Below are 16,574 nucleotides of genomic sequence, written 5' to 3'. Positions count from 1 at the left end.
AAACTTTATTGATAGTAATGAAACAATTTTGTAATCGGAGTTGCGTACTTTCTTGATTTCTAAAAATCTTACTTATTCAACCTTTTTTGTCTTTATACAAGAAGTATTTTATTCACTATTTTATCAACTTTGTTACTTATATTTATTCATCAATTTTATGAGAATAAACCCATTATAATATTCTATGTATAATAATGAAATAAGAACCGTCAATATGACGAGGTATGTCACTCCCTTGAGAGAAGGAGGATCTCTTCCAGCGATTGTAGAAGCTGATGATGGATTTGATTATGTGATAAAATTCAGAGGAGCAGGGCAGGGTGTCAAGGCATTAATTGCAGAACTCATTGGTGGTGAGATGGCTCGTCAAATTGGTTTGAATATGCCAGAATTGGTTTTTATCCATCTTGTAGATACATTTAGTAAGTCGGAAGGAGACGAGGAAATTCAAGATCTATTAAAATTTAGTGAAGGACTCAATTTGGGTATGAGTTATTTAAGCGGAGCCATTACTTATGATCCTTTGGTCTCAATTGCTGATCCTTTAGCTGCATCAAAAGTCGTGTTGCTAGACAGTATTATCACTAATATTGATCGAACACATAGAAACACTAATTTATTGAATTGGAACAAAGCGTTATGGTTGATTGATCATGGGGCAAGTCTTTATTTTCATCACTCCTGGAATGGTTGGGAAGATCATGCGAAAAGAACATTTCCAATGATTAAAGATCATGTATTGCTTTCAAAAGCAACGAAATTAGATGAGGCAAATGAAAAATTAAAAGAATTATTGACACCTGATATTATAGAAGGAATAGTATCTTTGTTGCCCGATGATTGGTTGTCAGATCCAAGTATTGATGCAAGTATTGAAGAACGTAAAAAAGTTTACACTACTTTATTGAATACAAGAATTTCAAATTTAGATCAACTAACAAAAGAAGCGAAGAATGCAAGATAAACAAGTGTATGAATATGCGGTCATCCGTTTTATGCCAAAAGTTGAAAGAGAGGAGTTTATTAATGTTGGTGTTATACTGTTTAGTAAACCGTTAAAGTTTCTTGATCTCAAATACCAAGTAAATGAAAAGAGACTCAATGCTTTTGACTTAATTGATATTGAAAAACAAGAGATAGAAGCTTACCTAAACACTTGGAAATTGATTTGTGAAGGAGGATCAAAGGGAGGTGTAATTGGTGAGCAAGATTTACCAAGTCGATTCCGATGGTTAACCGCTACAAGGTCTACTTTAATTCAATCTTCAAAAGTACATCCTGGTTTATGTGTTGAAGAGCCTCAGGTCATTCTGGAAAGACTCTTTGAAAAATATGTCTTATGATATGTAGATATCATAGGTTTTCCACCAATCATAAGCTTGTTTTTTATTCCAAGGGGTTTGAGCAGCAATTTTCTCAAGATGTTGTATCAAAGTATCAATGTTCTGTATTCTTTTTTCAGGATTAAATTGAATGCATTGCACTAGGAGCGAATATAAATCTTCAGGTATATCTTCACGGTCAATTAATTTTTGAATTTCTCTAGCCTCAATTATTTCTTGACCTGATAATACCTTTTGAGAAAGGATTTCGATCATTAATCGGCCATTAAGCATATAAAAGCCAAGAATGCCCAGAGAATAGATATCTACTTTACTGTCACTATTTTTTGGATCTCTCAAACGTTCTGGTGCCATATAAAGCGGTGTTCCTCCTACTTTATGAAAGGCCGTTTGTTCACTATCCGGAGTAAGTTCTTTTACTAACCCAAAATCCAAAAGTTTTACCTGATCATAAGCTTCACCTTGTTTGGATAATAAAATATTCATGGGTTTAATATCTCGGTGCACTAGATTTTTATGATGAGCTTCTCTGAGACTATAAGCCACTTCGAGTAATATATAAACGGCTCTATTAATCGGGAACTGCTCATCTCTATCTATAATTTTACCAAGTGTTATGCCCTCTATGAATTCCATTACATAATAGAAATTTCCTTCATTAGAAATTCCATAATCATAAATTTTAATTGTATTAGGGTGTTTAAGGGTGGAAGTAGCCCTAACCTCTCTTTCAAACCGTTTTATATTATCGTCTGTATTGAATTCTTTTTTTAATAGTTTAATCGCAACGGGCATTTTTATCAATGCATGTTCCGCCTTATACACTACCCCAAATCCACCTTCACCAATTTTTTCTACGATAGCAAACTGACCAAGTTTTTTGATTTTAGAATTAAAACGTAAAATTCTAATATTTGAATGGTACAACAGAAAACACAAAAGACAGATAATAAAATACAATACCCCAAGTACCCAATCCATTTTCTGTATCATCACTAAAGCATCAGCAGCATCTTCCTTCAAAACGATACCAAACCCTAAATCATCAAGCCATTTCCATACACCAATAACATCCACACCACGGTAATCTTTATAAATATGATGTATACTACCACTGTTTTGTTGAATAATACCGTTATAGTATTCATAAAACTTCAAAGATGTAGCAGTCAAAGGCCAATTGATAACTTCGATTTCGGGTATTTCACCTTCCATTACATTCACCCCTGGGTTTAATCCTTGAAGGTGATAGATAGAAGAGCCATAGTTTAAGAATCCTTTTTCTTGTAGTACTTTTGTAAATCTGCTTTCAGAGATGATAAATCCTTCTTGATTTAGCGCATATGCCTCTGATGATTGCCCGTAAACAGTAGATTTAAAGAGGTTTGAAAATTGATTTTTTGCTAAGGTAACTGTTAAGACATAACCTACAATTTCATTTTTATAGTTATAGATTGGTGTACCTGTAGCGCAATCAGAGTCACGATTGATAACGGAATCTTCTTCAAGTAATGATTCGGTGACATGAATAGGAGGTATGAAAATCGTATTCCCTTTCTTTAATTCATTATGGTAATCAAAAACTTTTTTGCTCAAATACTTATTGATCAATGGGGAAAGTTCATTAGTGCTTGAATTCCAAGTATTATAGGTAATCTTCAATTCATTTTTATGGAGAAGACAAATAAAGTCAAACCCCATAATCTCTTTCAATTTATTAATGGTAATATTATAAGGTTTAATTTTTTCTAAATACTCGTTATCTGGAATTTCGAGTCTTTGAAGACTATCAATTTCAATAGCAAAATCCTTTAATATTTTTGTAGTCGCAATCTCTTTTACTTTTCGTTTTTCGTTCTCCACCCAATCATTGATAATGGTAGAAGTAGCATTGATTTGTGCCGTTTTTTCTTCAATTTCTTGATTAAAAACACCATAATAAATAGATTTTCTAACCCAAAAACCGACAACCAGTAATATAACAAGGCCACATAAGATTACAATCAAACGGGAGTTCTTATTCTTCAGTAAGTGATTAGAAATTTTCCCGTACAGAGATGTGGTTTGATCCTCTTTATTGGGTTGTATATGTGACTGATGAGATGATTCCTTCTTTTGGGGTGTATAAGTGGTAAATTCCTGATAGAGACTTATGACTTCCTGCAGAAGCTCTTGATCATCTTGACACTGTTCATGAATAACCTTTACTGCTTCTTCCTTTTCTAGCTCCATTACCATTGCTAGAATATTAGATGCTTTTTCGTGCAGAGATTGTGACATAGAGTAGTTTTATAGATCGCTTTTCATAAATTTCTTCAGCCACGCTTTTGCGACTTTCCAGTCTACTTCAACTGTTTTGATGGAAACACCTAATTCATCAGCAATTTCTTGCATTTTCAAACCTCCGAAGAACTTCAACTCAACAACAGTTGCTTGTCTTTCATGAATTTTAGAAAGTTGCTCTAAGCCTTCATGAATATCAAGTACCATACCCTCTTTCTCAGGTGTAAATGCAATACCTTCTTCGAGTTCTAAAAGATGTTCTCCACCACCTCTTTTTTGAGCATTTTTTGTTCTTGCATGATGCACCAAAATTCTACGAATTGCCTGAGCTCCTACCGCAAAAAAATGTGTTCTCCCTTGCCAGTTGATGTGTTCTTGATCCACTAAATTCAGGTAAGCTTCATTGACAAGAAGAGTAGGTTGTAAAGTATGATCAGCTCTTTCTCTATGAAATAGTTTTTCAGCAATATCATGAAGATTATCATAGACAATAGGATAAAGTTGTTCTTTTGATTTTGGTAAATCAAGCTGGTTGAGTAATTGTGAAACTTCTCTTTTGTTCATGTGTAAGTATTATAATAGAATGAAAAACTAAGACAGAGATAAACCTTAGCCATAATATAATTATTTTTAGGTTTATAACATTACGAAATTATTTTTTTCTCTAATAGGAGAAATTTGATAACCGTTAATTCTTTTACAAAATCATTAAATACAGATTAATGTAATACAATTATGATGTAAGCAGTTGGTATTCAAATAAATCATATTTGAGTAGATTCTTCAATAAATGTACTGCAGCTTCTTTCACAATGGTTTCAGAGAGATCAATAATAAAGTCGAGTGTCTCCCCATCACATTCTACAGTCATATTATCAAAAAATTCTTTTGGATAATTTTTAAATAAAGAGAACTTCTTCTCAAATGCATAAGCTATGATATATTCAATGGCCAAGAAGTCATTTTCCTGCTCATTTAATGTTGCTTGATATAGGAGGTGATCAATTTGTTGATGAAGAGCATTAGACTCGTCTTCATTTAAACCTATGATTTGGAAAAAATCCCAACTTTGATGAATATCAAAATGGACAATAATATAGGTATGATCTGCGGTGATTTTCATTTTAGTTCAATTATAATTTGGTGCTTAACTATCTTTAAGGATTATTATATTTCTTTCTTCAACCCTTTATTTTGACCTTTCGTTCAATATAAAAAGTAAATACAAATAAGTGTATTTTTCTAACTTAAAAAGGGGTTGCTATGAAAAATCAAAACATAAATCAAGAAACAATAACTTATAAATTAATCCATAGTCAATATATCAAAGAATTAAATTCTATGTTAGAATTTAATACTGGTAGGTTAACAAGAAGATTATTTGAACCGCAATGGGCGTTGTTACCATTTTATTGGTTTATGAAGGATTTGAGAAATTTAAAAGGTGTAGAGTTTAATATGACAGCTGAGGATTTTGTAGAACAGTCAGCTGAAATATTAAAAAGTAAATATGGAATTAAATTAAAGAAGAGAGAAGTTTCAAACCTAATCAGTGGTTATAATAACATATTACAAGGACAAACTCTTTTTAATACAATCCTTGAAATTGAGGAAGAAAGATTTTTTGAAGATTATGAACAGCTAAAAAAAATGAAAACAAAAGAACAAAAAATTGAAGAGGCAAAATTACAGGTGCTTAACCTTTATGCTTCAACTAAAAATAAACTTAATTCTAGTGTATTAAATGTGTCTTCTTATTTGGAAACCATTCAAAGAAGACCAAAACTCCACAAAGGTTAAGGTCAGTAGTTTAGATAAATATAAAAGTCCTGATTCTGTTAGATTAGAATCAGGACTTTCTTTTTATCTGAAAAGTAAAAACTACTTTACTACAAACTTATACACTGTTTTTTGAGTGTACTCTTCACCAGGATTTAAAATCACTGAAGGGAAGTGTGGTTGGTTTGGAGAGTCTGGGTAGTGTTGTGCTTCCAGACAGAAACCTTGACGTTTGATAAGTGGCGTTTGGTTTTTACCAAGCTCACCTTCAAGCCAGTTACCAGTATAGAATTGCACTCCTGGTTCAGTAGTATAAACCTCCATTGCACGGCCAGTAGTAGCTTCGTAAGCAACACCTACTAATCCGTACTCATTAAGTGGCTTATTAATTACCAAGTTGTGGTCGTAACCAATACCGATTTTTGTTTGATCGTGATCAGCATCAATCTCGTTACCGATTACTTTTTCTTCTGTAAAATCAAAAGGAGTTCCTTTTACCGTAGCAATTTCACCTGTAGGAATACAAGTTTCATCAATAGGAGTATAGAAATTACAGTTTAGTTTTAAAGTGTGATCTGAAATTTCTCCTTCACCTTTAAGGTTGAAATAAGGGTGAGAAGTGAAGTTTACGATTGTCTTTTTATCAGTAGTTGCACTGTAATCCAATATCACTTCATTTTCGTCAGTCAATGAGATTTTTAGTGTCAATGTCACATTACCAGGAAGGTTTTCAAAACCATCAGGACTTGTATGTGATAAGACAACTGAGTTTACACTACCTTCTGAAATTTCTTCTACGATATCAAAAACTTGGCGGTCAAATCCTACATCACCTCCGTGTAAGAAGTTAGGACCATTGTTTGTTGCCAATTGATATTCAACTCCATCAATAGAGATATTACCTTTTGCAATTCTATTTGCAAACTGTCCAACAGTTGCACCAAGGTAGCAGCTGTTATCTAAATAGTCTTCTAAAGAATCTTTTCCAAGAAGAACATCTGCCATTTCACCGTTTTTATCAGCGGTTAAAAAGCTAACTAAAATGCCACCATAAGTTGACACTTTTAATTGGGAGCCTAATTGATTTGTAAGTGTATATAAGAATACCTCTTTATCATTGACTTTGCCCCAAGAGACTTTTTCGATTTGTTTTATGTCTATCATTTCATTAAAACTTTTAAGGTTTGCTAGTAGTAATATAGAAATCAGTGAATTGACCCTTTTAAAATGTGAGTTTTTAAATAGGAATAGGCTCTAACACTTCTCTTAGTATTTAAGAGAAGTATTTAGAGCATCTATTCATCTGAAATTACCTGTACAATAAAATGCTTCAAGTATTAAGTCAAAAAAATGTTTAGTTTTTTTGCCGTACACACTATTTTACTAAGCCTTTGATAAAGCTTTTTCTTGCAATTGTTGTTGCCATTTCCAAGCAGAACCTGTCATGTCATCCAATGTCTTTTCAGATTGCCACCCTAACTCTTGGTTACCGAAAGTAGTGTCAGCATAGATCTTTTCGATGTCACCTTCACGACGTTCTACCAATTTGTAGTTCAGTTTTACACCTGACATTTTTTCGAATGATTGGATTACTTCTAAAACAGTAGAACCAGTACCTGTTCCTACGTTGAAGAATTCGTAATCTTCTTTCTGCTTGCTCTCGATCATTCTGTTTAATGCAACAATATGAGCTTGTGCTAAATCTACTACGTGGATGTAATCACGAATACAAGTACCATCTTTAGTATTGTAATCATCACCAAATACACTCAATTCAGCTCTCATACCCACACCTGTTTGTGTGATAAATGGCATTAAGTTTTGAGGAACACCCAAAGGTAATTCACCAATCAATGCTGAATCATGAGCACCAACAGGGTTGAAATAACGTAGAGCGATAGCTTTTAATCCGCTTTCAGCTTTTACGATATCTCTAATGATCTCTTCACCTACTTGTTTTGTATTTCCGTAAGGAGATAAAGCAGGTTGAACTGGCGTTTGTTCAGTTACAGGCAACACATCTGGCTGACCATAAACTGTACAAGATGAAGAGAAAACAAAGTTGCTAACCTCATGTTTTACCATTAGGTCTAAGATGTTTAATAACGATTGAAGGTTATTTCTGTAGTAAAGGCTTGGCTTATTTACAGACTCACCTACTGCTTTTGAAGCTGCAAAGTGAATAATACCATCAATCTTCTCCTCTTGGAATAATTGATCTAATTTATCAAAATCTAAAAGATCAAACTCATAGAACTTAGGCTTTGTTCCAGTGATTTTTTCAATACCTTCCAATGCACCAATTTCAGAATTTGATAAGTTGTCAACGATAACCACTTCAAATCCTTTATTGATTAATTCCACTGAGGTATGTGAACCAATGTAACCTAAACCTCCTGTTACTAAAATCTTCATTTTGTTTATTTGTTAACTCTATTAATGATAAAATTATAGACTAGCAATTATCGTTCATTACTAGTCTATAAATTATCTAATGTTATTTTTCTTCTTCTAAAACAGCACTTTTATAGTGTACTAAAGATTGCTCTCTAATACGTGCAGCCGCTGTTTCAGCAGTGATATCTCTTTGAGCATTAGCAAGCATTTCATAACCTACCATAAACTTCTTCACTGTAGCAGAGCGAAGTAAAGGAGGGTAGAAACACATGTGCATGTGCCACTCTGGGTGATCCTCTCCATCAGTTGGAGCTTGGTGGATACCCGCAGAGTAAGGGAAAGAAACTTCGAAGATGTTGTCATACTTGATCGTTAAAGCTCTGTATGCATCCGCGAAAGCATCTTTTTCTTCGTCAGAAAGATCAGTAATTCTGCTTACTGCTCTTTTCGGAACGATCATCGTTTCAAATGGCCATACTGCCCAGAAAGGAACGATGGCAACAAAGTGCTCATTTTCATAAACAACTCTTGTTTGTTGCTTGATTTCTTGAGCAATGTAATCAGAAAGTAAAGTTGTACCATTTTTGTCATAGTACGCTTTTTGATTTACTTGCTTCTTTGCTGGCTCTTGAGGAATAGATTCTTGAGCCCAGATTTGACCGTGAGGGTGAGGGTTTGAACATCCCATCACTGAACCTTTATTTTCAAAAATCTGTACGTGGTTGATGTAATCTCTAGCACCTAGCTCAGTATATTCTTTTGCCCAAAGGTCAACTACTTTTCTGATTCCTTCTGTTTCCATTTCAGGAATAGTCAAATCGTGACGAGGAGAGAAGCAAATTACTTTACACAAACCTCTTTCACTTTTTGCTCTGAAAAGACCATTGCCTTCATTCATTTCGCCTGTAGGAACATCTTCCAACAAAGCAGCGAAATCATTTTGGAATACATAAGTATCAGTATACTGAGGGTTCACTTCGCCATTGACACGAGTATTACCCGGACATAAGTAACACGAAGGATCATGTTCAGGACGTTTCTCTTCCTCAATCTTTTCTACTTGTCCTTGCCAAGGTCTCTTCGCTCTATGAGGAGAAACTTGTACCCATTCGTTTGTAAGTGGGTTGTATCGACGGTGAGGATGATCCTCAAAATTAAATTCCATTTTCGATTTTTGTTTTCCTAGTCAAAAAAAATTCTTTAAAGCATGTTTAGTTTGACTAAACATGCTTTTCATAAGTATAAATTAAGCTTCAACTGACTCTTCAACTCTTGCACCGTCACCGATAACAACAACGTAAGCAGAAAGATCTTTACCCATACCTTCTTTGTATGCTTTAGTCATTCTTTCAACAAACGCGTCTACAGCTTCCTCTTTTACAAGGTTGATTGTACAGCCACCGAAGCCGCCACCCATCATTCTCGCACCAAGTACATTGTCATCTTCTAAAGTTTGCTCCACCAAGAAGTCTAACTCTGGACATGATACTGCATATTTCTTAGAAAGACCTTCGTGAGAACCATAGATCATTTTACCTAAGTTCACTAAGTCTCCGTTATCCATAAATTCACATGCTTTCGTTAAACGGTCGTTTTCTTCAACCACATACGAACATCTGTCATAAATTACCGGATCCATTTTACCTTCAAACTCATGGATCTGATCAACTGTTACGTCACGTAAGTTGATGATATCAGGATAAGTTTCTTTGATTACTTCAACACCTGCTTCACATTGCTCTCTTCTTGTGTTGTACTCAGAAGAAGCTAATGAGTGTGTCACGTTAGTGTTACATAATACCAATTTGTGACCAGTGATATCTAAGTTATGGTACTCATACTCTTTTGTACGGCAGTCTAACTTGATTACTTTGTTGGCTTGACCGAAAGTAGAAGCGAATTGGTCCATGATACCACACTTTACGCCAGCATAGTTATGCTCTGACATTTGTGAAGCCAACACGATATCTAACTTCGATAAATCACCTTCGAATAATTTATTTAAACCTGTTGCCAATGCACACTCTAAAGCAGCAGATGAAGACATACCAGCTCCTAGAGGCACATCGCCAGCAAAAACAACATCAAAACCCTTTGGTTCTAAACCTTTTACAGCTGTTTCAGCAACAACACCTTTGATGTAGTTGATCCAACCTTCTGAAGGAACAATGTTTGATAATTCGAAAGAACCAGACTCTTCTAAGTCCAATGCATAAGCATTAACAGTATCAGTACCGTTTAAAGCTAATGCGAAAACCATTTCTTTGTCGATTGATGCGGGTAATACAAAACCGTCGTTGTAGTCAGTGTGCTCACCGATGATATTCACTCTACCAGGAGCTCTTGATACCATTGGTTCTTTATTAAATAATTCTTCGAATTTTGCTACTACAGCTTTAGCGTTCATGTTGCTTTATTTTTTAGTTTAAAAATATCGTTTATTTCATTTCGATGGTTCAAACATGATGGGTTTTATTTTAAAGGACAAATAAACACTTAATGAATTTCGAAAATAGCGTTACCGGTAACGTTCTCGGTAATTTTTGACGTGTTTATTTTCGAGATTTTTGTAATTTTGGGTATGAAAAAAAGAAAGCCAACCATAAAGGATATTGCTAGGAGATTAGACATTTCTGTCTCTACAGTTTCAAGAGCAATAAGAGGAGCGGAGGACGTAAATCCCATGACCAAAAAGAAGGTTTTGGAGCTTGCCGAAAAAATCGGTTATAAAAAAAGTGTATTAGCGGCAGGGTTAGCGAGTAAGAAATCGTATTTGATCGGAGTGATTATACCTGAATTAACGGTTCCTTTTTTTGGAAGAGTTATTCTGGGGATTGAGCAATTCTTAAAACCTTTGGGGTATGATCTGATCATTGTACATAGTGATGAACAAGAGCAGAAAGAGAAAGAGTGCATAGATATTTTATTGGATAGACAAGTGGATGGTATTCTTATTTCTTTGTCATTCAATACGAAAAGTGATCTACACCTTAAAAAAGCCATGGAAGAGGAGGTGCCTATTGTTGTTTTTGATCGAATTTTACCGAAATCAGAGTTGCCTATTCCGAGAGTTATTGTAGATGATTTTGAGGCGGGTTATCAAGCGACGAACCATCTTATCAATAAGGGGTATAAAAGAATAGCATTTATAGCAGGACCGGAGGATTTGTACATTTCTCAACAACGATTAAAAGGATATAGAACAGCCATGGAAAGGAATGGCTTTGGGACGTCGGCAGATTTGATAGTACCTACTTTGGATTTGCGCCGTTCAGTTGGGCAAGCATTGGATAAGTTGATGGTATTGAAAGAAAAGCCAGATGCTATTGTGGCTTTGAATGACCCAATTGCCTTTAGGGTAATACGCCTTTTACAAAAAAGGGGGATTGAAATTCCTCAAAAAATTGCCGTTATGGGAATTTCCGGTGATGATATGGGAGAATTATTTAATCCATCATTGACCACTATTAATCAGCCAGCACAAGAAATGGGCTTTGTGGCTGCCAACCTTTTGATTGACCGAATGAACGCAATGAAGGATGCAAAAAATCAAGGTAAAATATTTATCCCTATGGCTATATTAAAAAAACTACCCATTTCTTTGATTGAGAGAGAAAGTACTTGATACAGATTCAATAGTTTTTGAATTGGGTGACTGCTTTTATTTCATTTAAGATTTTTTTAGATTTGGTAGGATCAAAAATAACACGTATGAATAAGCACACTATAATTCTATTCTTTTTTCTATTTATATCATTCAATTCACATGCACAACAAAAGCTCTTGGACTTTTATTTTGAAGGGGGAAGGTGTCAGATGAATGAAAAAATAGTAGAAGTGATCAATGATGGCATCAATATCTCTGCACGACAAGTGGTTTTACATTACAAAAAAAGTGAAGAGAGCATGACGCTTAACTTTGTTGATGAAAACCTAAGAAGCTATGAGGAGAGGATAGAAGAATTGGAAGGTTATACTGTAAAAGGGAAAACTCAGCTTGTTTGGAGAAATAAAAAAAATAAAAATTTAGAAATTGTGGTTATAGAAAAGGCTGGTAGTTTGACCTTTATGTGGAATGGTGCCATGTACAAGACAAACTAAGTCAAAAAAGGCATAATTTTTAATCACAAACATATTATTTAAGTCAATTTCATTCAAATTATTAACAGATGAAACTATTATTTTTACTTACATTTCTTTTTAATTACTTCGTAGAACCTCCAGTAAAAGATATCAAAGAAACACTGCAACAATCTTCTTCAGATGGCTTACCTTATAACGTTGATGTACTTTCAACAGCTTTTGGTTCCCAAGATTATGTCAACATCGAGGCTCGTATTGTACACGCAAAAGATGATTTCTATGCGATAGAATTCATTAATCAAGATTGGGACATGCAAGTATACAATGCTAACTCTGATTATTTAGGACTACCGTATTTCAAGAGTAAAATCAGAAGAGATATTTTAGGCTATTTAGAGGATACATCAAATAAAGTAGAGGCTAACGAGATCAGCTACTTGGGTTTGTCTTCTTACAAAGTGAAAGTACTTTTACAGGGCGCCACGGATATTAAAGGAACAAATAAATGGATTGAGTTTATTGTTTCAAAAGAGGGGTTACTCTTAAGATATGAGTCGCATAGCCTTTCAGGTGGGACAACAAACATCAATCGTCAACGTGAAGTTGTACGTTTTTATATTCAAGAGAATTAAAAGCAATAGATATTGTAAAGTAAAAAGCCTCTTCAACTCATTTAAGATTGAAGAGGCTTTTCTTTTTTCTTTATAAGAATGAGAGGGTTTAGAAATTGTATCCAATCCCATTTTTAATGCTATAATTCAGTTTATCGATGGGCACATAGGGGTGATTCTCATACCACAACGTAAAGTTATTATTGAAGTATAATTTCTTTGATATTTTGATATTGAGATTGGCTAAAACACTAATTCTGTACTCTCTAACATTACTATATTTTGTTTGGAAGTAGGACATTATATTAAAGAATACATTATCAGAAAAATCTGCCCTATAGGTTATATAAGTATTCCATCGAGCAATAGAAGGCCTTGCTTTAGTAACAATAGTTTCTCCATCTTGTTCTGACTCCCAATGCCAGTCCTCATTTTCATAAAAAGTACCCACACCAATTGCCAAAAAGCTTTTTTTACTTTTAATGGGACTGTACCTAAAATTTCCGCCTAGTAAAAAGCGTTCGTTCATCCCTTTCACCTGATCGAATTGAAGTTGCGTAAATACCTCATAAGATAATCTTCTATTTTTTAGAAATTCCATTCTACCATGTAAGAATCCGTTTTGAAGAAGATCAAAGCCTTCAGAGTTCAGAAATGAGAGGTCTGTAATCAAGATTAAATCATTGACTTTTCCTACTCTTGCAAAGTTCGTTTTCAATCCTCCGCCTTGTGTGGTTATTTGCTGATTGATTAATCTATAATTCAAAGAAATGTTGCCCACCCAGCGAACAGAGTCTCCCTCATCGAGTCGTGTTTTTTCGATGTTTAAGATTTGACCTTGAAGAGAATAGGAAATTAAAAAAGTAATGAAGAGCAGTAAATATCGCATTGAAGTGAATGTTCAGATTAGATTATACATCAAAAGTAGAGAAGTATTTTACAAATTAAAAAACAGAATTTTTAAGTAGATGTAGGTCAATTGTTTAAAAAAGAGTGTGACGTTCTTTAAACAATTGTTAAACCGGTGATGATAATCATTATTTGATAGAAGATGATCAAATTCTGCAAAAAGTAACAATGTTATTTACCGTTACTAATAATGCTACCTGTAATAGTGATGAAATAATTTTCTCACTCAAGGTGGTTCAAGATGTGTGAAATTCTAATTCAAAAACAATTATCATTTAAAAAAATATGGAAACCTCTACACTTTCTACTGTTTTAAATCAATGGGCTACAGTCTTTAATGGAAAAGTGATCAATACTACTGTTCATTTTAACAATGAAAAGGCAAAAGGAACAATTCAAGGCTATAAAAGTACAGATTATCTTGAGATGCTAAAGTTTGATTTTGATTTGTATTCAGATCTTATTTTTGAAGCTTCTCCTAAGACTCAAAATAAGGAATACATAGCATTAGCGTTAGGTAACCCAATTTCAGGAATGCTTAACCCTTCAGCAGTACAGGATGAATCGGCTTTTGAGTTCAATGCTTTAGGTGCATTTTGTGTGAATTACCAGTCCAATTTAGAATGGAAAGTAAGTAAAGGCAAGGCAAGGAAAATGATAATTATCCGTATTAAAAAAGACAAGTTTGAGCAGTACATAAAAAAATCGGAGAAGCTGACAAAGAAATACAGTTTTCATACTTCCTTTTACTTGCAGGAACGTTTTACACCTCGCATGATCGAAATTTTTGATCGTTTCTTTTCAATCAATAAGACAGATCTATTTGCCCTTGAAATGTCTGAAGTCTATGCGAAATATTTGATATCAGAGTTTTTCATGAAAATAAATGAAAGGGAAGAGGCTCAACAAGTACGTGAAATGGATTTGAATGTTCAGCCTGTAATGAAAACTAAAGAAATTTTGGAGAAAGTGATCGATAAACCTGTGTTAATTGATGACCTCACGAAAGAGGTAGGATTGAGTGAAAGTCGATTAAGAGTATTGTTTAAAGAAGTATTTGGAACAACTATCCATCAATATCACCAAGATATTAGGTTAAATAAATCAAGAGAATTGTTATTGAAAAGTAATAAAACGATGTCAATGATCGCATCAGATTTAGGGTATTCTAGTTCGAGTCATTTTTCAATGGTTTTTAAGAAAAGGTTTAATATTTCTCCTAAAGAATATAAAAGAGATCCAGAATATATGTTAGCCTAGAATCAACTATTTACTTCTTATCTTAAGTTCAATAGAGTATTTTACTTTGTTGAACTTTTCACTTTTTTTAGAGTATAGGTGATGGTGAAATGTGTTTTTAAAGGTTATGTTTTTTAAAATTAAATATAAAATACGATTAAATTAAAAAATATGTTAAAAATACGAATGTAATATTCCACACATTTTTGTGGACAATAAAATATCTTTTACATTAGTGGTACATTAATGCTGAAGAAGAGGACACCGTTTCAGTCATAATCTTCTAAGCATCAAATACGCTGGAATTTTTTTATTACCTTATGATTTTTTTATGCTATACATATGCACCTTCATGTGCGAATCTTGACTAATCCTCCTCATTCATTTTATTGTATGACTTTCTCCATTTTTAAAGCAAAAAAGGAGATTAGATAAAAGGTTATTATGTAGTGATCATAGTACTATTGTTAGTCATTTTTTATGAGTTACAAATTACTTTATTTAAATTGTCATCCCGATAATGTGAAGTGGGATGACTTTTTTACGTTATATAATTAAGAATAATAATAAAAGGAGCCAACTTTTGTTGACCCCTTCACTCATTAATACATCACTTCATTACTTGGATTGATATAAATCGCCGCTTGCTTTTTCAATATTTGTACAAGCTACTTTGTATTTTACTTTTGCATCGATATACTCACCGTAAGCTAATTGCCAATTTACTTGTGCATCTGTCACTTCGATGATCGGAGATAATCCGTCTTTATAACGATCAATGATCATATCTAAATTTTCATCCGCCTTTGCTAAAGAAGCATTTGTTAATTGAACTCTCTTTGCTGCTTCATCTAATAAGTACATTGCTTCATTGATATCTAAAATTACTTGATCTGTTACTTTCTCTTTATTAAGAATTGCAATTTCAGATTCAATTTTTCGAGCAGCCATTTCTCTTTTCTTTTTACTAGAATGATAAATTGGAATGGAGAATCCTGCACCAGCATAGTAGTTACCTTCAGGAGAGTTGGCCAATTGTGGACTTGGTGCTCCATAAACACCTTTGGCAAACACATGAAGGTTACCTTTATATTTTGAAGCGGTCAAATCAGCATTAGCATGCGTAGCCTTTACTTCCGCAAGCGACTGTCTAATTTCTGCTCTTTGTCCTAAAGCTCTTGTTACAACATCATTCGTATCGAAAATGAATTCAGAAAAATCTACAGTATCTTCTACAATCGTTGAAGAAATAATCTCTTTTCCCATCAATCTGTTCAAGTTCATGATAGAGATATTGTAGTTGTTTTGTGCTTTTAATACTTCAAGTTCGGCTTCATTAAGCTTCACTTCAGCCATCAAAAGATCATTTCTACTTACGATTTCAGCTTCGTACTTGTTTTTAGCAACATCTACTAACGTTTGAACTGATGTTTGATACTGACGAGCCAATTCTAATGCTTCTTTATCTCCAACACTTTTCCAATACAATTGATCAGCATAAAACAATAATTCTGAACCTGTATAATCTCGGTGAGCAGAAGCAATTTCCTTTTTCATCTGTGCCAATTTGATAGAACTCTTGATTCTACCACCTGTATAGATATCCTGTTTGATGGTGACATTGGCATTGTAGTTATGATGAACCGGCAACCATTCACCAATAGGAGCATTGCTAGGCTTAAATCCAGTTGGATCAAACGGACGGCCTGTGTAACTGTAACTTGCACCGGCATCAATTCTTGGCCCTTTATCACTATTTGCTACTTTAATGTACTCATCAGCAGCACTGATTTGCTTTTGAGCAGCTTGGATATCTTGATTATATTCTAAAACTTTTTGTCTATAATCTTTTATTTTCAATACTTCTTGAGCTTGTACATTAAATGTAAAATAGAAAGCAGTGAAGACGAATAAAATATATTTTTTCATG

Annotated in this window: 16 protein-coding genes; 7 read left to right on the top strand and 9 right to left on the bottom strand. The window is 33.8% G+C overall.

All coding sequences use genetic code 11. The features are described 5' to 3' along the window. The first annotated feature begins 184 nt into the window (after positions 1-184). Both IC221_RS05070 and IC221_RS05065 read left to right on the top strand, forming a co-directional pair. Positions 185-964 (top strand): HipA family kinase, encoded by a 780-nt coding sequence (locus IC221_RS05070; RefSeq protein ID WP_188167926.1) that lies wholly within the window; start codon positions 185-187, stop codon positions 962-964. Continuing rightward, positions 954-1,343, top strand: a complete 390-nt coding sequence (locus IC221_RS05065) for a DUF3037 domain-containing protein (protein ID WP_188167925.1) — start codon at positions 954-956, stop codon at positions 1,341-1,343. Before IC221_RS05070 ends, IC221_RS05065 begins: the two co-directional genes overlap by 11 nt. Here IC221_RS05065 and IC221_RS05060 read toward each other — a convergent pair. The 3 genes from IC221_RS05060 to IC221_RS05050 all read right to left on the bottom strand — a co-directional run bounded on the left by IC221_RS05060 (position 1,338) and on the right by IC221_RS05050 (position 4,749). After that, positions 1,338-3,623, bottom strand: coding sequence for a serine/threonine-protein kinase (locus IC221_RS05060; RefSeq protein ID WP_188167924.1), 2,286 nt, complete (start codon positions 3,621-3,623; stop codon positions 1,338-1,340). The genes IC221_RS05065 and IC221_RS05060 overlap by 6 nt on opposite strands. A 9-nt stretch (positions 3,624-3,632) precedes the next feature. Further along, positions 3,633-4,190, bottom strand: a complete 558-nt coding sequence (locus tag IC221_RS05055) for a sigma-70 family RNA polymerase sigma factor (RefSeq protein ID WP_044208914.1) — start codon at positions 4,188-4,190, stop codon at positions 3,633-3,635. Positions 4,191-4,359: 169 nt separating this feature from the next. Continuing rightward, the gene (locus IC221_RS05050) at positions 4,360-4,749 is read right to left on the bottom strand and encodes a hypothetical protein (protein WP_188167923.1); all 390 of its coding nucleotides are present in this window, start codon (positions 4,747-4,749) and stop codon (positions 4,360-4,362) included. A gap of 140 nt (positions 4,750-4,889) precedes the next feature. Between IC221_RS05050 and IC221_RS05045 the strand changes: the two genes are divergently transcribed. Continuing rightward, positions 4,890-5,426, top strand: a complete 537-nt coding sequence (locus IC221_RS05045; RefSeq protein WP_188167922.1) for a hypothetical protein — start codon at positions 4,890-4,892, stop codon at positions 5,424-5,426. Between the two features lie 81 nt (positions 5,427-5,507). On the opposite strand, the gene IC221_RS05040 is transcribed toward IC221_RS05045, so the two are convergent. From IC221_RS05040 to galK, 4 genes are all read right to left on the bottom strand, one after another. Next, positions 5,508-6,569, bottom strand: a complete 1,062-nt coding sequence (locus IC221_RS05040; RefSeq protein ID WP_188167921.1) for an aldose epimerase family protein — start codon at positions 6,567-6,569, stop codon at positions 5,508-5,510. Positions 6,570-6,788: 219 nt separating this feature from the next. After that, entirely contained in the window at positions 6,789-7,820 is a 1,032-nt protein-coding gene (gene galE, locus IC221_RS05035) for a UDP-glucose 4-epimerase GalE (RefSeq protein ID WP_062616521.1), read from the bottom strand. Between the two features lie 82 nt (positions 7,821-7,902). Beyond that, on the bottom strand, positions 7,903-8,967 hold the full coding sequence (locus tag IC221_RS05030; RefSeq protein WP_044208907.1) for a UDP-glucose--hexose-1-phosphate uridylyltransferase: 1,065 nt from the start codon (positions 8,965-8,967) through the stop codon (positions 7,903-7,905). A gap of 81 nt (positions 8,968-9,048) precedes the next feature. Continuing rightward, positions 9,049-10,209, bottom strand: coding sequence for a galactokinase (gene galK / locus IC221_RS05025; RefSeq protein ID WP_188167920.1), 1,161 nt, complete (start codon positions 10,207-10,209; stop codon positions 9,049-9,051). Positions 10,210-10,383: 174 nt separating this feature from the next. Between galK and IC221_RS05020 the strand changes: the two genes are divergently transcribed. The 3 genes from IC221_RS05020 to IC221_RS05010 all read left to right on the top strand — a co-directional run bounded on the left by IC221_RS05020 (position 10,384) and on the right by IC221_RS05010 (position 12,517). Next, positions 10,384-11,427, top strand: coding sequence for a LacI family DNA-binding transcriptional regulator (locus IC221_RS05020; protein WP_188167919.1), 1,044 nt, complete (start codon positions 10,384-10,386; stop codon positions 11,425-11,427). An 86-nt stretch (positions 11,428-11,513) separates the two neighbouring features. After that, entirely contained in the window at positions 11,514-11,903 is a 390-nt protein-coding gene (locus tag IC221_RS05015) for a hypothetical protein (RefSeq protein WP_188167918.1), read from the top strand. A gap of 68 nt (positions 11,904-11,971) precedes the next feature. Beyond that, positions 11,972-12,517, top strand: coding sequence for a hypothetical protein (locus tag IC221_RS05010; protein ID WP_188167917.1), 546 nt, complete (start codon positions 11,972-11,974; stop codon positions 12,515-12,517). Between the two features lie 88 nt (positions 12,518-12,605). Here the strand turns inward: IC221_RS05010 and IC221_RS05005 are convergent, their stop codons facing one another. Further along, positions 12,606-13,385, bottom strand: a complete 780-nt coding sequence (locus tag IC221_RS05005) for a DUF481 domain-containing protein (protein ID WP_188167916.1) — start codon at positions 13,383-13,385, stop codon at positions 12,606-12,608. A 305-nt stretch (positions 13,386-13,690) separates the two neighbouring features. Here IC221_RS05005 and IC221_RS05000 point away from each other — a divergent pair, with 305 nt between their 5' ends. Continuing rightward, positions 13,691-14,665 carry an AraC family transcriptional regulator gene (locus tag IC221_RS05000; RefSeq protein ID WP_188167915.1) on the top strand — a complete coding sequence of 325 codons (975 nt, stop codon included), beginning with the start codon at positions 13,691-13,693 and terminating at the stop codon, positions 14,663-14,665. Between the two features lie 597 nt (positions 14,666-15,262). Here IC221_RS05000 and IC221_RS04995 read toward each other — a convergent pair. Continuing rightward, positions 15,263-16,573: a TolC family protein gene (locus IC221_RS04995; protein ID WP_188167914.1), complete on the bottom strand. Its 1,311-nt coding sequence runs from the start codon at positions 16,571-16,573 to the stop codon at positions 15,263-15,265. Between the last annotated feature and the right edge of the window lies 1 nt (position 16,574).

The sequence above is a fragment of the Flammeovirga sp. EKP202 genome (assembly GCF_014534745.1).
GTDB lineage: Bacteria > Bacteroidota > Bacteroidia > Cytophagales > Flammeovirgaceae > Flammeovirga.
This window is presented reverse-complemented; position numbering and strand designations above follow the sequence as displayed.

What these genes read in the sequence shown, in the direction of transcription:
- IC221_RS05065 (WP_188167925.1), top strand. Translation starts at nt 954, where the DNA reads ATGCAAGATAAACAAGTGTATGAATATGCGGTCATCCGTTTTATGCCA.
- IC221_RS05055 (WP_044208914.1), bottom strand. Translation starts at nt 4,190, where the DNA reads ATGAACAAAAGAGAAGTTTCACAATTACTCAACCAGCTTGATTTACCA.
- IC221_RS05015 (WP_188167918.1), top strand. Translation starts at nt 11,514, where the DNA reads ATGAATAAGCACACTATAATTCTATTCTTTTTTCTATTTATATCATTC.
- IC221_RS05070 (WP_188167926.1), top strand. Translation starts at nt 185, where the DNA reads ATGTATAATAATGAAATAAGAACCGTCAATATGACGAGGTATGTCACT.
- IC221_RS05010 (WP_188167917.1), top strand. Translation starts at nt 11,972, where the DNA reads ATGAAACTATTATTTTTACTTACATTTCTTTTTAATTACTTCGTAGAA.
- IC221_RS05040 (WP_188167921.1), bottom strand. Translation starts at nt 6,569, where the DNA reads ATGATAGACATAAAACAAATCGAAAAAGTCTCTTGGGGCAAAGTCAAT.
- galK (WP_188167920.1), bottom strand. Translation starts at nt 10,209, where the DNA reads ATGAACGCTAAAGCTGTAGTAGCAAAATTCGAAGAATTATTTAATAAA.
- IC221_RS05030 (WP_044208907.1), bottom strand. Translation starts at nt 8,967, where the DNA reads ATGGAATTTAATTTTGAGGATCATCCTCACCGTCGATACAACCCACTT.
- IC221_RS05050 (WP_188167923.1), bottom strand. Translation starts at nt 4,749, where the DNA reads ATGAAAATCACCGCAGATCATACCTATATTATTGTCCATTTTGATATT.
- IC221_RS05060 (WP_188167924.1), bottom strand. Translation starts at nt 3,623, where the DNA reads ATGTCACAATCTCTGCACGAAAAAGCATCTAATATTCTAGCAATGGTA.
- IC221_RS05045 (WP_188167922.1), top strand. Translation starts at nt 4,890, where the DNA reads ATGAAAAATCAAAACATAAATCAAGAAACAATAACTTATAAATTAATC.
- IC221_RS05000 (WP_188167915.1), top strand. Translation starts at nt 13,691, where the DNA reads ATGGAAACCTCTACACTTTCTACTGTTTTAAATCAATGGGCTACAGTC.
- IC221_RS05005 (WP_188167916.1), bottom strand. Translation starts at nt 13,385, where the DNA reads ATGCGATATTTACTGCTCTTCATTACTTTTTTAATTTCCTATTCTCTT.
- galE (WP_062616521.1), bottom strand. Translation starts at nt 7,820, where the DNA reads ATGAAGATTTTAGTAACAGGAGGTTTAGGTTACATTGGTTCACATACC.
- IC221_RS05020 (WP_188167919.1), top strand. Translation starts at nt 10,384, where the DNA reads ATGAAAAAAAGAAAGCCAACCATAAAGGATATTGCTAGGAGATTAGAC.
- IC221_RS04995 (WP_188167914.1), bottom strand. Translation starts at nt 16,573, where the DNA reads ATGAAAAAATATATTTTATTCGTCTTCACTGCTTTCTATTTTACATTT.